General features: G+C 43.3%; 10 protein-coding genes. All 10 read right to left on the reverse strand.

The genetic code is table 11. From position 1 onward, the window contains the following. Positions 1-2: 2 nt before the first annotated feature. The 10 genes from NSB28_RS15225 to NSB28_RS15270 all read right to left on the reverse strand — a co-directional run bounded on the left by NSB28_RS15225 (position 3) and on the right by NSB28_RS15270 (position 17,567). Entirely contained in the window at positions 3-1,460 is a 1,458-nt protein-coding gene (locus NSB28_RS15225) for a type IV pilus biogenesis protein PilM (protein ID WP_109747593.1), read from the reverse strand. Positions 1,461-1,472: 12 nt separating this feature from the next. Continuing rightward, positions 1,473-2,678, reverse strand: coding sequence for a type II secretion system F family protein (locus NSB28_RS15230; RefSeq protein ID WP_109747592.1), 1,206 nt, complete (start codon positions 2,676-2,678; stop codon positions 1,473-1,475). 30 nt (positions 2,679-2,708) lie between these two features. Beyond that, positions 2,709-3,476 (reverse strand): prepilin peptidase, encoded by a 768-nt coding sequence (locus NSB28_RS15235; RefSeq protein ID WP_109747591.1) that lies wholly within the window; start codon positions 3,474-3,476, stop codon positions 2,709-2,711. Between the two features lie 152 nt (positions 3,477-3,628). Then, entirely contained in the window at positions 3,629-4,075 is a 447-nt protein-coding gene (locus tag NSB28_RS15240; protein ID WP_109747590.1) for a hypothetical protein, read from the reverse strand. Between the two features lie 86 nt (positions 4,076-4,161). After that, positions 4,162-4,608 carry a type II secretion system protein gene (locus tag NSB28_RS15245; protein ID WP_109747589.1) on the reverse strand — a complete coding sequence of 149 codons (447 nt, stop codon included), beginning with the start codon at positions 4,606-4,608 and terminating at the stop codon, positions 4,162-4,164. A gap of 162 nt (positions 4,609-4,770) precedes the next feature. Then, positions 4,771-5,640 carry a type II secretion system protein gene (locus NSB28_RS15250; protein ID WP_109747588.1) on the reverse strand — a complete coding sequence of 290 codons (870 nt, stop codon included), beginning with the start codon at positions 5,638-5,640 and terminating at the stop codon, positions 4,771-4,773. Positions 5,641-5,651: 11 nt separating this feature from the next. Beyond that, entirely contained in the window at positions 5,652-6,191 is a 540-nt protein-coding gene (locus tag NSB28_RS15255; protein WP_109747587.1) for a PilW family protein, read from the reverse strand. 32 nt (positions 6,192-6,223) lie between these two features. Beyond that, positions 6,224-7,069 carry a type II secretion system protein gene (locus NSB28_RS15260; RefSeq protein ID WP_148410782.1) on the reverse strand — a complete coding sequence of 282 codons (846 nt, stop codon included), beginning with the start codon at positions 7,067-7,069 and terminating at the stop codon, positions 6,224-6,226. Positions 7,070-7,074: 5 nt separating this feature from the next. Beyond that, a complete protein-coding gene (locus NSB28_RS15265; protein ID WP_148410783.1) occupies positions 7,075-7,650 on the reverse strand; it encodes a type II secretion system protein in 576 nt (191 codons plus the stop codon). 53 nt (positions 7,651-7,703) lie between these two features. Next, positions 7,704-17,567: a prepilin-type N-terminal cleavage/methylation domain-containing protein gene (locus tag NSB28_RS15270; protein ID WP_109747614.1), complete on the reverse strand. Its 9,864-nt coding sequence runs from the start codon at positions 17,565-17,567 to the stop codon at positions 7,704-7,706. Positions 17,568-17,642: the final 75 nt, after the last annotated feature.

Genomic DNA, 17,642 nt, shown 5'->3' on the forward strand with positions numbered 1-17,642 from the left:
ACTCAATCCACCTGCTTTCCTGCCGTCTCTGCCAGATAGCAGACCACGTTGATATTGTAAACTTTTGCCTCTTCCATATAAGCATATCCTGTATATTCCACCCGGTCAAACAGATTGGCAGCTTCCAGCCTGTCTATGAACGCATTGATCTCCGTTACATTAGCAGCCGTTGCCAGCAGGCTGAGCGTACCCGTCTCCGCCAGATAACTCTGCACCTCAATCTCCACCGTTCTGCCTCCGCAGGCTATAACCGCATCCGTCACCCGGCTGTTCACCTTGGGATAGGAACTTAATGCTGCCTCCACCGTCTGCGCCGAGGCTGTCTTCCTCTTCAGGACTGCCAGTTCCGCTGACAGTCTGTCGGCTTCCATGGACATCTCTATATTATTCATATCCATCAGGTAGGCATCCAGCTCATCCAGCCCGGCCTGCTTGAAATAATTCCTCACAAATAATCCGCCGCAGACTGCCACGCAGATCCCCAGCACCACAAGCCCCGGAACAGCATAGTGTACAGCCTCACCCAGCGCTTTCTGCCTGGCCGGATTCTTCTTATATGCCTGCCAGAAATTAATTCCTTTGGAACGCGCAGCAAATGCCCCCAGCTCAGGAAGGTAATCTCTGGCCTCCTCACCATCCGGAAGGTTCAGCTTTGCATTCAGTGACAGGTCAAATTCCTTCAGTCCCAGACTCTCCACAGCTGATATACAGTCCTCCCTCTGCTTCAGGCCGCCGATACAGAATTCTTTGACAGGCACAGAATCCTTCTGTGTGGAATTAAACTGTATGATAGTGCTGACATTTCTGGCGATCTCCCTGGCGAACTCAGGAGTCCCCTCCTCATTGAAGAGCCGGACTCTTGTAGAATACCTGTAAGCTCCTTCTATCAGCAGAATACTTGTCAGATTGTTTCCGTCCAGGATCTGTATGATACACGTCTTTCCCGACAATTCAGGCAGATATGCAAATACACTCAGCATACTCGTCCTGACCATCTGGATTCCCTCTATAGAGATGCCCAGCCTTTGGAAGAGCTGCACATACTCATCGAGAAAGTTTCTCTCAACCATAGCGCCTATGATATGCATAGCGCCCTTCTTCTCCTGCTTCCGCAGATACATATAGTCGCATAGCGGCGCTTCCTTTCGTTCCGCGTCCGCCATTTCCCTTGGAAGCATATCTAATAGCTTCCTGCTGCTCATATTAGGCAGATCCAGCTCTTTCACTGTAAACTGAGAGCTTCCGATGACCAGCATGATATTCTTTTTAGAAAGCTTATTCTCCGCCCAGAATTCCTTCAGTTCAGCCTCCAGTCCCTGAGCATTGGTGATCACGCCATTTATAAGGCAGCCTTCCGGAAGCTGCAGCTCGCAGATCCTTCCCACCGCTAAACTGCTCCTGCCTCCTGTGCCTTCCAGCACACGGACTGTATTATTCGATAAATAAACTGATGTAACCATTAAAAAGTCCTCCTAATTGTATGCTGAAGTCTCGATTGCACTGTATGAGTCATAGATTGGAAGCATAACAGCAATCATGATAAATCCCACAATAACTGCCATAACCACGATAAGTACAGGTTCCAGCATAGTCACCATCTTGCTGATGGCGATCTCTGATTCATAATCAAGAGTATCTGAGATCGAATCCAGCATAGAATCTAGGCTTCCTGTCTCCTCACCGATCATGATCGTGGAAGAGAGCTTATTTACAAATCCATCTACTGTCTTCAATGCCGCCGATAGATTCCCTCCGGCCCGGACCTGGGCGATCACCTCATCAAACTGCTGGTCCATATAAGAATTGCCCACCGTCTTTCTGCCCACCTGCAGGGCCAGCACTATGGGAAGACCCGCTGAATACAGAGAGCTCAGGGTCCTTGCAAACCTGGCCGTATAGATTACCTTATACAGCTTTCCAAAAACAGGAAGCCGAAGCTTCATTTTATCTTTCCATATATGTACCTTGGGAATACTGAATATCCCTTTGATGACCAGCACCACAACAGCCACACCGGCCAGGATAAAATACCAGTAATACTGAAAAGCATCGCTCACTCCAAGAACCACCCTGGTGGGAAGCGGCAGCTCCTCCATCTGGCTGAACAGGTCAGAAAACTGCGGAATAACAAACGAAACAATAAATATAACAACCAATACGATCAGCACAAGCAGGATACATGGGTAGATCATGGCATTCTTCAGCTTTCCATTCAGCTTATAATCCTTCTCATAGTGGACAGCCATACGCATAGCCGTCTTATCCATGCTGCCGCTCTCCTGGGCGGCCTTTATCATATTTATGAGCAGGTCAGGGAAAGCCCCGTTCTGCTGCTCCATGGCGTCTGACAGTGATATACCCTGACGTATAAGACGGAGCACATCTTCATATATCATCTTCTCATAGAGCCTCAGACTCTCTTCCTGGCTTATGATGGACAATGCACGCACCAGCGATACACCGGCCCCCAGCAAAGTTCCCAGCTGCCTGCAGAATTCAGACAGGGCCTTAGTCTTTAACTTCTTCTTAGACCTCTGCCCGTCCGCCAGCACTGCCTTTTCCAGGTACAAGCCTTCCAGCTTCAGCTTATTATAGAGTTCGTCCTCATTGGGCGCTTCCAGAAGGCCTTTTCGCTTCTTTCCGTCGATGTCCCTTGCTTTATATTTGTAACTGGGCACTTTCATTCCCCTTTCATGATTCCTTTTAATTTAATATAAAAAACCGGCATACCAGTTTATGATCGGTGTCCCGATAAATACTGCAGCCGCCATCCCCGCACAGAGAAACGGCCCAAAAGCAAAATGTTCTTTTCTGCCCTTTTTCTTAGTAATAAGCAGCCATCCGCCATAAGCTCCTCCTCCCAGCACCGCCAGAAAGAACGACAGAAGAGTAAGCTGCCAGCCCAGAAACAGGCCGCAGGCTGCCATTAATTTAATGTCTCCGCCGCCGAAGGCGCCTGGGATTAAAAATGTGATCAGGAGCATTGGAAGGCTTACGCACAGAAAACCTATCAGCCGGGAAAGCAGGCTTATCTGTGGAAACAAAAAAATGGCGGCGATACCGCTAATTAGCGCCGCAATCACAAACCCATTTGGTATCTCCATTGTATCATAATCTACAAAAGCTGTAACAGTCAATATACATAAAAAGGCAAATATTAAAACGGACTGCAGCGACCACCCATACTGCCATACCGCCAGTATGGCAAACACTCCGCCGAGCAGTTCTACCATGGGGTAGCGCAGGGATATGGGCGATTTGCAGAAACGGCATTTTCCTCTTAAAAAGACCCAGTTCAATATAGGGAACATATCTATCGCCTTCAGCTGCTTACCGCATTTGGGACATATGCTGCGGCCTGTGATGAAAGACAGGTGGCGGGGGGTGCGGTAGATTACTACGTTTAGAAAGGAAAAAATGGCAGCACCGGTAAAAAAAACTAGTATATATAACATAATTACAATTAGTTCAATCATAACAACTCCTATAACTAATAAATTCAAATAAAATATGGCTATATAAGGCAATTAATAACTATTGATAAAAAATTACTTTACTCCCTTTTGTATCCATATTAAATCAATATAAAACTATCCCTATCACAGACCTTTGCCCGTGTAGGGATTACTTAATGCATTATTACATGCTTAAATTCATATACATTCCAAATATCCTCATCCCCCACCAGCCTATAATCCACAGCAAAACCATCCTGGATATATAAGAGATGCAGGGCTGAAAAACTTTCTAAATCCCAATCTACAAGATAAATGTCCCCATTACACCCGGTAACTTTTTTTAATTCATCTACTACTCCATCTTCAAAACCATTAGATGATTCCGGATCATAAAATGATTGATTTAGTCCATAGTACTCTAATGCCGTCATCTTTACAGCAAGATGAACTAATTTTGCTTCTTTAAGAACCCTTCTGGCTGACTCTCTCTGGCTAAACCAAATTGCTCCTATTGAAATTAAGAATAAAAATAATATTAGTGATAGTATAATTGTTACTAAATAATTTCGTTTATGTAGCAGGGGGCGTTCCTTCTCTATATGTATATTTTCTTGCAAATAGAACCCCCCCCCATTTAATTACAAAACTACGTGTATACTATATCTCTGCTACATTTCTATCATTACCGTCTCAAACCTAGTAATTACGGCGCAGGCGTAGTCTTATCCGATACAGTCCATTGTGGATTTCCCTTATCATCAAGAGATAAGACTGCCATTTTATCACCCTCAGTGTAAGTTAAAGCATTAACTTTAAATTTGTTTCCTTCAGTTGTATAAAATCCAATGCTTGTTACACTACCTGCTGGTAACTGTGCCAAAGTTTCGACTGCCGTTGTTGTTACATTTGCAACGTCTGGTTGGGTCTTTCCGTACTCTTCTGACGCTAAAGTCTGTGCTGCCAGATAAGCTGTTCTAGCATTCAATACGATCTGTTTCTCCTTAGCCTTATCAATCCATCCCAACAGCGCAGGTACAAGAATAGCAGCTAAAATAGCTAAAATAACAAGCACCACAATCAACTCTACCAGAGTAAAACCTTTTTTATTTTCTCTGGCTTTTTTTGCTTTTGCAAAAATACTTTCCTTCATTTTTCGTCCCTTTCTTTCCAATAGATTTTTGTAACCTATCTGATTACTGATTACATTATACATTCAAATTCGCGTTATTTCAATAACTTTCGATCCTGGGAATTTTTTCTTAAGATTTTCTTACATTAATAATTTACTGTATAGAATTATCCCCTTAAGATTTTATGGATCATATCTGATCCATGTGGCCTTCCCATCTTTTTGATACTCTTTGCTGGAAGGTGCTGCATCCAATACAGAGACATCAAAATTTCCTTTGTCTGTAATAGAAGCCCCATCCTTTTTCCCATAACCATTCTCGTGATAATAATAATTGCCATTATAAAACAGCAGATTTACATTTAAATTTGACGATGGTGCTGCAGCGCCCAATAATACTGTTCCATCTGCCATATATGGCCTCCACTCTAAATTATTATCGCTTGGCGCATCAATAAGCTGAGCCTCCCATTCTGTCAGGCCCGGAAACTCTCCGCCATTTTCTTCCTTAAACACCTTCTGAAGCTCCTGCGTGCCTTTTAAATCATAATTCAGGTTTTTGTCAACTCTTGCATCATCAACCCAGTCATAATACCCCTTGGCATCTGCAGAGTAGCTGCTTCCTATAACGTACCGGACATCTGCATCAATATTGTATGTGACCACGATCCCATCCGCTGTCCTATACCTCAGATAGTTAATAATATGGTTATTATTTATACTGATATTCTGAATAGTACCTGTCACATCAGCAAGTTTTAAAATCTCTGCCTTTGTTTCAGATGCCCTCACATCAAAAACTGTAACCTCCCCTTTCTTTCCATAGATTTCGGTAGCTGTAGCCTGGGATGCATGCACTACCTCCCTGCATTCCAGGATAACCCCCTTTTCCTTTGCCTTGTCAATCCAGCCCAGCAGAGCCGGTACCAGAATAGCCGCGAGGATGGCCAGGATGACAAGTACTACAATAAGTTCTACTAATGTAAAACCACTTTTATCCGATATCCCTCCTGTTGTATTTGCTTTTACATCCTGATTATATCTTTCCGTCATCATCATTATCCTTATTTTATCGCATTATCATCCAAATTATAACATTGGATTATTCTGCTGAATTCAAAATCCTGATTGCTTTTTTCTACTGTGAGTATCATAGTCACTTCAATTAAATTACCATTCAAATGTGCAAACTTCAGACTCGATATTTTTGTACCCAGATATGTACCTTCTTCATATCTCCACTTAACTGGCTCTTCTACATCCCCTGTGGCCGTTTCTACCTGCTGATAAGACAGAACCAGTCTGCCATCCTCTGCGGACATTATCACAGGATAAGCATTTTTATCCACAAATGATACTGTACTATCCGTTACGATCATAATTTCGCCGCTTCCCTGAAAGCTGGCATCTGCTGCGGAACTCAACTCGCTAGTGATTGTTTCCAGAAGCATATCAGCCACTGTCTGAGCATGGGCCAAACTATTGGCCCTTACAAAGACATGTATGGAAGAAGATAATACCACCACTGCAGAAGCCATGAAAATCCCCACGAGTGCAAAACCAACTATTAATTCTACCAAAGTCATTCCCTTTTTGTTTTTCATGCTTCACCTTCTTTCAATGTTCCTTCAAACAATCAGGATACCTTAATGAATTTCTCGCTGAGTTTCATTTCATTCAATTCCTGCTTTGATGTCGTCTTACCTTCTAATGCATCTGTCAGCTGCTGAATACTAAATTTGTAAAACTGGGATGTTTCCTGTGTAGTATTTGTTTTCACACCCAAAATCATCTCTGTTGCCGTAGATACATACAGATGACCATTAATATAAATCATATTCGCCCTCCACGGCTCCGGAGCGTTGCTTGCAATCAGGTAGTATCCTGACTGGCTCCTTTCGCTTGTATTATTGGCATGCCATGTTATTCCCTCCGGCATACTTATTGATTCACCATAAAGAGCTTCCAATGCTTTCTGGGCTGTATTTAATTCTGTAATCAGCGCCGGGGGATATTTTCCATCATTTTTAGACTTGATGTAAGTGTTATAGTTATTGCCGCTGTATGAATTATATCCATTCCCAAATATGGATTCATATTCTGTCCTGTTACTGAAAATATCATCCATTATGTTCTTAGCCCTTTTGTATCCAAGTCCTCCTTCTCTGGCAACAAAATATGCCAGTTGCCGGATACCTGTATCATATGTCCCAAGCTTGGCAGGCATAACAATCGACCCACCTGGTGTGGAGCCTGCCGGCACCAGATCAATATATTTAGGATTTTCAGCCGATGCCCCCCCATCAGTATAGAATATTTCCATTGCTTTCTCTGTATTCTGCCTGATGTCCACTGCTGTGTCAATCAGACGTGTAGCAAATGTAACTGCCGTAAAAAACATGGCAACTGCCAGTAGAAGGATAACAAAGGCTACCATCACTGAAACGATCGTAGAGCCGTCTTTATTTCTCAGTCTCTTCATATTATCTATTCCCTCCACATCCTCTGCCATTTCCACGATACAGGTGCTGTTTCTCCTTCATTTTTATCCACAGACTCCTCATATTGGCATTTTAGTGCATATTGGGATTTCACCTTCTGTGTCTGACCTTTATAGCTGCAAGTCACTACTACTACCAGTATGCTGTTGCTATATCTGAGTTCTTCGTCATCGATGGCAACTGTACCATCTGACTCCCAGTACATATCTACAGCTATATCCCCATAGGCGCTGTCAGACGGCAGGTTTTCTACAGTAAATGAGCGGGTCACTGCCTTTTTTGAATTATGTCCTGCTTCTGCCTCATTATAATAGAGCCATTGCTTAGAACTAATCGCTTCCCTCAGGTAAGTGCGTATACCTTCATTCTCTACCTTGAATGTAGGATCATCGTAATCCTCTGTAAGCTTTTCTTCCAGAGCTTCGCTGAATGTGATTGCTGTAAGCCTGCACTGTTCCCTGGTGGCCGCTTTCTGAGCATTTCCCATAACTACAGATGCAGAGAGAAGCACTGCCAATGATAGAGCCATGAGAACAGCCATGATACATAGTACCACTATCATCGCTGCTCCCTTGTTTCTATCTTTTCTGCAACAGTTTTTTAAAGAGTATACATTCATGTTGTCCCCTCCGTTCCGGATAAACCGCCGTCTCCCGTCTCATCCACAGGGGCTGGCTGCTGCTCGCTCTCCGTCTGTACAGAGACAGCTTCTGTCCCATCCGTAACTGGTGTATTGGTTTCTGACGGAGGCTCTGTGCCAGACTCCGTCTGTGCTTCTGTAGCTGCTTCTGTTGTTGGTCCGATGTTTTCGTTCCCAGGTTCTGTGCTTGGCTGTGATTCTTCCGTCTGACTATTTTCTTCTGTCTGTCCTCCTGTTTCTGTTTGATCACTTGTCTCTGTCTGATTTTGCTCTGTTTCAGCCGAAGTTTCTTCTGTCTGTTCAGTCTCTGTCTCTGTTTCTGAAGATGGTTCCTCTGTGGATTCCTGCAAATTCTCATCATAAGCGGCATTCATAAAGAAGTAATTCTCACCTGTCTGCTTGACAATGAATTTATCGTCTGAATCTACATTTCTGAATACTGTTGTATTAGTCTTTATCTCATTCTGGTCCGTCTGGACCCTTACCCACTCTTCCCAAAGTGAAGACGTATAGAATTCATCCGTTTCCGCCGTTCCCTGAACTGCGGCGTAACTAGTCCTGAGCATTTTTACGTCATGCAGCTCCTCCATATCCGGAAGAAGAATCCGGTAGCTGATATATTCCATAGTCCCTGTATCTGCTCTCTTGTGAACAACAGCTTGTATCCTCGCCGGAACATTTATACTATAGGCAGTACCGGGCTCTGTTTCTCCGTTATAATCAGCTGAGAAATCCTTCAGTTCAAATGAATAGATGTTTACATTCTGTTCATCTGTTACCTCTGGCTGCATCTCATATGTCTTGTCTACGATAACATAATTACCATTTTCATCCATCTCTGTTTCCTTAATTGTCACATGGAACGTAGTTTCATTAATATATTCCAGCTTAACAGGGTATTTCATGCTTTCATCCGCACCCAGGAATTTCATCCATATATTGTAATTCTTTGTCAGACCATCCTGTGCCCATTCTATAAATGGTCTGCTGACTATCACCTCTTTCTCTATTTCTCCCGCTGAACTATTCTGCTTTTCCAACAAGGTATCGCTCACAGTCCCCTGACTCAACTGTGGTTCATCCAGCCTGACTCTTGGCAATCTTACCCACTGGTAATCCGACCACTTAGAGCTGATTGCACTGTCGGAGGTTCTTCTGAACTGCAGGAACAGATACTGACCTGCATATGCTCTGGAAAGTCCGGTAATCGTATATTGAGCACTACTTCCATTATTAGCCATGGACAAAATATCCAGTCCGCTGTCAGAAATAATATCTGTGAGACGTATGCCTAACGGCTCACCTGTCTCTTCATTCATCCCCGGGCTGTCATAAACAGCAGCTTTCATTACAAACTTGATTCCATTATCCGTATTTGGAACAGATACAGTCAGACCTGCACTTTCAAAAACTACCGCTGCGATTCCATCTTCCATTGTCCCATCTTCCCTAGTATAACCGGGTGTCAGTACTGCTACATCTGCGGGCTTTTCCAAACGGGTCGGCACTGTAAAATCTCTCATGACTCCTGTAGATGAATCCTGATAAAGCAGGGAATCCGGCTTAGCATTTGCAATTATATAAAAGGATAATTTTATACCCCCTTCATAACCATCAAGATCAATAAGCGCTTCTGTAGGAATGCTACCTGTATCTACATCAGCCGTAACTTCTGCCAATAGCTGAATATCTGTCCCATCTGTTGCGTATACGGAATAACCTTTCAGATCAGCGAGCTGCCCTTCATCATTTATACCATTCCACGTTATCCTGTAAATAAGCTCGTTCTTTCCTGTTTCTTCATCCAGCTGCGGCGAGCCCGGACGGTCCACTGTATCCAACGGAAGACGCACATCGTAGGAAACCTCTGCACTATTATACAGCTTGCTGACATAATCTCCTGACAAAATCCCTTTTCTTGTCACAACAAGACGCAGTCTCTTGTATTTCCATGTACTGCCGTCTACTTCAACCTGCTTATCAGCTACTTCATTCTGACTGTAAACCAGTACTTCTGTATCATCTAAAGCATACCCATATAACTTCACAGCATATGGGCCTGCTGCCTCAGTACCATTATCCCAGCTGAAAGTATACCAGCCCTTTTCATATCCATATGTGTCAGCTATTATTGGACTGTCTACCCTCCCGGGATTTTCAACAAACGTTTTGGTTTTAACCTGGTTAGCAAATGTTGGCGATTCAAGCAGAAGGCTGTAAATTATATTATATGTACCGTCTACATTCTGCTCCACATCATAGCCTGCCTTTAACCTGTCTGCTTCAGACTCGCCTGCGAAAGCTTCAGGCACCGCCTGAATGAGGCCCTCTATAGAATCAGCTTCGATATTCCTTGCAAGGTAATACGCATATTTTACCAAATCATTTTGGCTGCTCCATGGATAAGTTCTTACTTTTATATTTTTCATATCAGTCGGCAGCAAGGGAAGATTTTTCAGAGTCACTGCTTTACCTGTCATCCCTGACGAAACATACGTTTCTGCCGCTGAACGAGATACCCATATTCCCAGGATTTCATCATAAACAAGATATTCAGCCCGGTAAGTCAGCTGCTTACTATTGATACACCCCATTGTCATATAATACTCCAGCGTATCCTCTGCCACTCCCTTAAAACCTGAGAAAGTAACATAAGCATCATTTTCTTTCAGTTTATCTTTCCACAAAATCTGGGTCTGTCCCGTAGAAGTTCTCGACAGACTTTTCCCATTGCTTGATTTCGCCTGAGCAGAGATTGTATTTACATCACTGTTCAAGGAAGAAGAGACTGGCAGCACACCTTCAAATACACCTGTCAGGCTGCTGAAAGTTATTTCATTTGAGTTTTCATATTTAATAAACGGACTTTTTACCTTAATAAAATACTCCTGATCTGTACCGTATTCTTCTGCATTTTCCAGTACACATGTATACGTAACCTCATTTTTTTCCTCTGCCGTCAACTGAAATGATACTTCCGGTGTTGGCAAAACAGCCGTTAGTTCGTATCTCTGATTTGCAAAAATCTCCTCAGAATCATAACCTGGCTGCGGTGACATACTCTTCGACTTAACAGAAAGTCCTAGGTATTTCCCTATCCACTCTTCCCGAATACTCAAAAAAGCTGTCGTCTGCCCCGTTACATAAATGACTGTTTCCGCACTTGGAGTGTCAGCGTCTATGCTATCATAGATTCTGGCGTATATCTCTGTGCTGTAAGCATCAGGATCCCCCTTCCAGGTAATTTTATAGGCCCCGCCTATATTTTCCCCGTTTATCTCAGATGGATTATCCAATGGCGAATTTCCAAAAACCTTCTGATAATACTGTTCCATTATTAGTGTATCCAGGCCATTGTAAACCTCCTGAGACAGATCCGCATTTGATTTATACGGATCTCTATTTGGATTAAGCGGCATATTCCGTATTATCACCGACCTGTCTTCTGAAAAAGCGGTATAGTCATTTTCACCCTTTTCCTGAACTTTAAGTTCCTCTCCTTCTCCTTTTGCCTGACTGTATACTGCCCGAGCCTCTCCAGATACAGCCGATAGTATTTGAGTGCCTCCGCTGCTGCCCAGCATTTCTATTTCATTAATAGATACCTTATTATAATCTTTTCCATCTGATACTACGGATAGAAGCTCCAATACCACCGTTGCTGTTTTTGCCGAATTCTCAAGACTATGTGCAACCATAACACTTTCCTCATTAGGATTCACTGTCACTTCTGCTTTATCTACAATTACTCTTTCCTCTCCGGTAATTTCTTCCCTATATTTCAGAGAATAGTTATATGTAACTGGCTTACCTTGTGTATTTCCCTCAATTCCCCAATAAATATTAATATCTGACAGCTGTATAGGCGCCTCAAATACTAATTCTATAGACGCATCCTTTTGACTTCCTCCCCCACTTGTACCTGTCCATTTATTCTCCAATGTACCATCATAAAGGGCTGATGTATCCCCATCATTTGAGAAACCATTTACAGCGACACTTGCTATTCTCAGTTTCTCCTCTGGTTCTTCCATGACTCCGTCTTCACCAAAATAATAATTATTACCACTTTTATTGGATAATGTATTAGCTGCCGCGATCGGATATACTGAACCTGAGGCAATACCAAAGCAATAATTAACATCCGGACTGGTATCATTGTTCACATCACTAACTATTCCTGAGAATCTGGGGCTGACAGAATGCCCATAATTTCTACATCTTAAGATTGTAAATTTTCCTGACTGCTTGAAATCAACAATACCGGCACTTGTTGAATTAGAGGATTTCGCTTTGATCTTACCTGTATTAACACTGTCTACCACATTAACAGAAAGATTTGACGATCCCCTGCTGTCCCCGATTATACCTGCCACAAATCCAGTTGCAGAAACAGCCCCATGATTTACTGTATTTCTAATGACAGCCGATTCACCGGCATCCATAGCAAAGAACCTACCCAGTATACCTCCGGCTATACCTCCTAATGTACTGATATCCCCGGTATTCGTACAGTCTCTGACGGTTCCACCTTTATACTTCCACTGGCCAATAATACCGCCCGCCCTTGCATATCCGGAGACAGCACCTTTATTCTCACAATCATAAATTTCCCAGGTACTTGATATCTTGACTTCCTGACGTCCTATAATACCTGCAACTGAATGACAGTTATTCTCATCATAGCCCTTCGGTGTTTTTGTAACTGCTGCTTCATTCACAAGCCCAAATATATCCTCACCTGACTCATTATAGCCAATACATCCGCCCATAGCATGGTCACCGGCAGAATTTCCGGTTGCATTAATTGTCCAGGCAGTACCTACACTGCTGTTATTTACTTTTCCTGTTCCGTAATTTATACCTACAAGACCGCCAATATTTCCGCTAAACGCCTCAACTTTACTTTTTTCTGTCCCGCTTAGACGGCATTCCGTAACTGTCCCATAATTGCTGCCTGATATTCCTCCAATATAACCTACTTTTGACTTTATTTCACCATATTTGACTTCTACCTTTGAGATAGTAGCATTCTGATAATTAATTCCAGCTGTACCTCCAACATTCGATATACTGCTTAACTCTCCACCAGCCTCAATATCCAAAATCGCTCCTGCTTTTGAGACATCTGTGTATAGATCACAATCATGGATTGAAGCAGCTACTCCCCCTGAAGTGCCATTAATCCCTGCTATTCCTCCCATTCCATATTTTTGAGAACTATTTCCAGTAATCGAACCGCTGAAGATCATGCCATATATCTCGCCTTCATTTATGCCTGCAATCCCTCCCATATTCGCCTGCACATTATCCTGTATTTTGTCACCAGACTGAATACTGACGATTATCTGGCACATTTGTCCATAAGTGTAATATTCTTCATTACCAATTGTACCTTTGTTGATTCCTGCAACACCACCTGCGCTTGTTCCATCGGTATATGCATAAATATTAACGTCACTGGCTGACCCAAAACTCATTTCAAGAGTGCCATTATTGATACCCGCATATCCTCCGATCGCACCCATTCCTCCTCTGTTATATATATTTAATTTTCTGACGGCACTTCCTTCTACCCGTCCATTATTAACTGCTGTCATGCCTCCAATATTTGCACTTCCCGAGATTACTACCTTATCTGAGCTTTCAGAAATTATATTGCAATTTTGCAGGGTACCATTGTTGACAGCCGTAATACCTCCTATATCTCCCGTTCCTGCTGTAAGAGTTCCATAATTGGCACTTTTCCATATCAGACCGCCTTCTGAATTTGTTGACATTATGCCGCCGACATTACCTGATTTTACCGCATTGACTGAACCATGATTAAAACATAGGAACATCTCATACCCCCCGCCGGTTGAAGTCCCAATTATGCCTCCTGCATCGCCATTTTGCGCAATTACCTTCGCAAAGTTTTCCAGACTTTCAAGCTTTTCTGTTCCCTCCTGAAGGCCAACCAGTCCTCCTACATTAGCCTCACCTGATACTAGTTCTCCTTCATTTTTTAGTCCGTCTGAAAGGCTTCCCGCATTTCTTCCAACAAAACCGCCAACATTTGTGCCTCTTCCTTCAACAGTTCCGCTTGACTTCACATTTTCAATGGCTCCGCCCTTCATATTGCTTCCCACAAGACCACCGACGTTGCTTCCCATTCCTCTGACACTTCCCGTCAGTATGCAGTTTTTTCCGCCTTCACTTTTAAGTTTCCCATAATTCTCTGAAACAAGGCCTCCCACATTATCCTTTCCGGTTATGATACCTGATACACTGCATCCTGATATTTCTCCTGTCTCTCCATTTACTCCGACAATTCCTCCCACATAGCTTCTGGTATTCTCGCCAAAGTTCCCGGCGTCACAGTTTTTAACTTTACCATAGTTAACTTCTACAAGACCGCCCAAATAAGTTCCTTTGCCTGTAACTTCACCGGAATCCTTATTTGAACACGCAGTCAAAGTGACATTATTTTCTGCAACCCCTATGATTCCGCCTGCAAAGGAATACGTCTTGTCATCTCCAAACTTTAATTCGTCTCCCTTGTCATCAATCAGCCCCGACGCAAGAACTCTTGTCTTATTCGTTATATTGTTAATATACAGTTCTGTATTCTTAGAACTGTATGCCACAATTCCAGCTGTATATACTGTACCTGTAATCTGGTTCAGTTCACTCTTGCCGCTTGTTATAGACTCACTGCTGCTGCCGCCGATAATATACATTTTATTGCCTGATGTACCAAAGCTATTCACTTCCTCTAAAGCTTTGCCGGTTCCTTCTTTTAGATTGACTGACTCCGCTGCTTTTTCCAGGCCTTCTCTCAGGCTCTCCATATCACTGTCCAGAGTCGTCGCCGGAAGAAGGGCATTTATGCCGATAAAGCCTCCTGTGAACGCACCTGTTGCATTGATGGATCCCAGGAAATTATCTGTATCACATTTCAAAGTAAGATCTGATTGGGACGGCACCAGATTAGCTCCGGCGATTCCTCCCACGTACCAGCCTCCCTTTACAAGATTGGGACTGGCAATCCTGTCCTTTTCAAAAAAATGCTCAGATGCATTCAGTCCGGCATAACCACTGACAAAACAATCACCGGAAATATACCCGCCTGTCACCTTATAGTCTGTAATCTCCGCCTTGACATCATTGTAACCTACAATACCGCCAACATAATTCTTACCGGCCGCTACCACAGTTATCCCCTGCATGCTCTTGCTCTTGATAGTCCCATTATTATATCCTGCAATACCACCAACATAACTTCCTGTACCGCCCCAGACCACAGCTGTTTGGAGAAGAGTCTCACCATTTACAGCAGATGTATCCACATCTGTCCTGCAGTCTTCCACAGTACCGCTGTTATAGCCTACGATTCCGCCAGCATATTGCTCTGTAGCTGAGATGATGCCTTCATTAGTCCAGCCCTTTACTGCGCCTTTTTCATTTTTGCCGGTGATTCCTCCTACATACTCTTCACCGATGACAGTAGCCTGATTCTTCATTCCATTCCCATCCAGAATTACTCTTTCGGCTTCTTTACCATCTGAGCCTGAGCTGTCCTCAGAACTTTCCATCAGCCCTACGATGCCTCCTACATATCTCTTCCCTATCACATAGCCGCCGCTTGTAGAACACTCTTCCAGAACGCCTCCCAAGCTGTAGCCCACGATGCCTCCTACATTTATTCCTTTTAGATTTTTGCTAAGTTCTTCTGTATTCTCCCCGGTGCTTAAAGGCGCACTTGTACATGCGGTAAGTTTGCTCCCCGCATTATAGCCCAGAATGCCCCCCACATTCTTATTGCCGCTTATTCCTGCTGTATTCTGCAACTGTATATAGGCACGCTCTCCGCCTGCTCCTTCAGTACCGCCCGTTACACTTTTATCTGCTGCCTCATCCTTTCCTGCAATACCACCAACATTTTCATTTCCGGCCACGCTGCCGCCTTTGACAGTGATCTTCTCCAGTGTCCCTCTATTGATTCCGCAAATCGTCCCCGTTCCAAAATCTTCCGGTTTAATCTCCTCTCCGTTTCCATCAATACTAGTCTTTTTTGCCGCCCCTTCATCCTTGCCTTCTTCTTTATCATTTTCTTTGTCAATTAGTATAGCATTATCTACAACAGCATTTTCAATTATAATATCTCTTATTGTTCCATTATTTTCACAAAATAGGCCCAGACTACTAAAAGTTTCTGCCCCCATGACAGGCAAATCTGTTTTATCCATATCGTTCTGCACAGAAATGCCAGACGCATCATCTTCTGCAGACTTGCCTTCTGTTCTGCTATCTTCCGGTACTCCGTCGTTTTCTGAATCTTTGGGCTCTTCCCCTTCCACCACTTCTTTCGCCTTGCCCAATACCAGTTCCTGTATGCTTACTTCTTTCTTGCCATATCCTTCATATGTACTGCCTTTTCCCAACATCGGAATAGCCGGGAATGCAGTCTCATTCCCTTCTGACCAGGATACGGTATCCCCTTTATCATATACATGCTTAGCAGCCAGTATACCATCTTCGCCCCCCCAGGCAAAGCTCTCTTTTTGTATATAAGTACCAACTGTATTTTCAGTCTCCCTGAATCGTATATTGAACAGATGTCTGGCATTTCGTACTGAAAATTCTTTATCTTCCATACTGCTGTCTGCGAAATAAGGACTCTCTGAATTAGACTGTTTCCATGCACTGGGTTTATAGTTAGCTCCTGATGCCTGTACCCTGGCATAAATTTTCTTACTTGTATCTAACTTCAGCCTGCTGATACTGTAAGTCCCGTCAATAACATTATAATCAGAACCTTTTGCTGTCTCCGTATCGCCTGATTCTTCCATCTTCTGAACATCTGCCGCCAAGTCCAGGCCGTCCAGCGTCAGGTAGACAACGTATTTCGAATCTACATAGGCCCTAAAGGTCAGCTCTTTTGTCTTTGCCAGGGCCTTCCCCTCATCGTCATAAAATGTCACAATTGTGGTTATTTTATTATTTGATGTCTCCTCCCCTTTTACCAACTGGTTATTGCTGTCCTTTGTATTATTTATATCAAAAGATGCTTTCAACTTTTTCTCTTCGTCAAACAGCCTGACTGTATAAATCAGGTTATTTGTTAGCACCTTATACTTATTTGTCATGTTAAACCGCAGATCTAAAGTCTCATCATTCACAAGGGTAACATCCCCTATGGCAGTCTTTTCGTATGAGGATGGTGCACGCTGAGAAAGAGCACTGCTGTAATAACCAAGACAGATATCTTTTCTGGTGCTCTCACGCCTGTCACAGATATTCATAACTCCGCCTGAAGAACTGCCCGCTTCTCCACTATATGTAAAGCTGTCCGCCCTGTCACTGTAGCACACGGCATAGACGACACCATCCATTACATCCATCTCCACACAGATAGATGCACTGAACACTGATTCATCATAAATATAATCGTCCAGCAGTTCATAAAGTGCTTTTCCAAATGGGTCAGAGGTATCCCCGCCCCTGATCATCAGATAGACCAGTCTGTCACCCGAGACATTCTTGCTCTCTGCATCCTCCGGATCCACCAAAAAAGCTGACGGGTTTACATCATGTCCCGTATCCTTGAGCAGTTCTTGCAGATCCTCCAGCTCCCCGCTGGCCTTATAATGCGTCAGCCCGGACTGAGCAGCGGCAAAAATGGTTCTGGCATATTCATTGTTCCGCTTATAATTAGCATATTTCTGATATGCCAGTATTCCAAAGATGGACGCCGACAGAACGATCGCCAGTATGGCCAGCGTGACTATCAGCTCTACCAGAGTAAAACCTTTCCTGCTGTTATTTTTCCTTAAATTTTTACTATTTATTTTCATGGGCTATACTCCACTTCTATGTATTTTCTAAAAAAAGGTACACTTATAGAATTATATTCCCATTTTACACCCCAA

It is taken from the genome of Murimonas intestini, assembly GCF_024622195.1.
Classification (GTDB): domain Bacteria; phylum Bacillota; class Clostridia; order Lachnospirales; family Lachnospiraceae; genus Murimonas; species Murimonas intestini.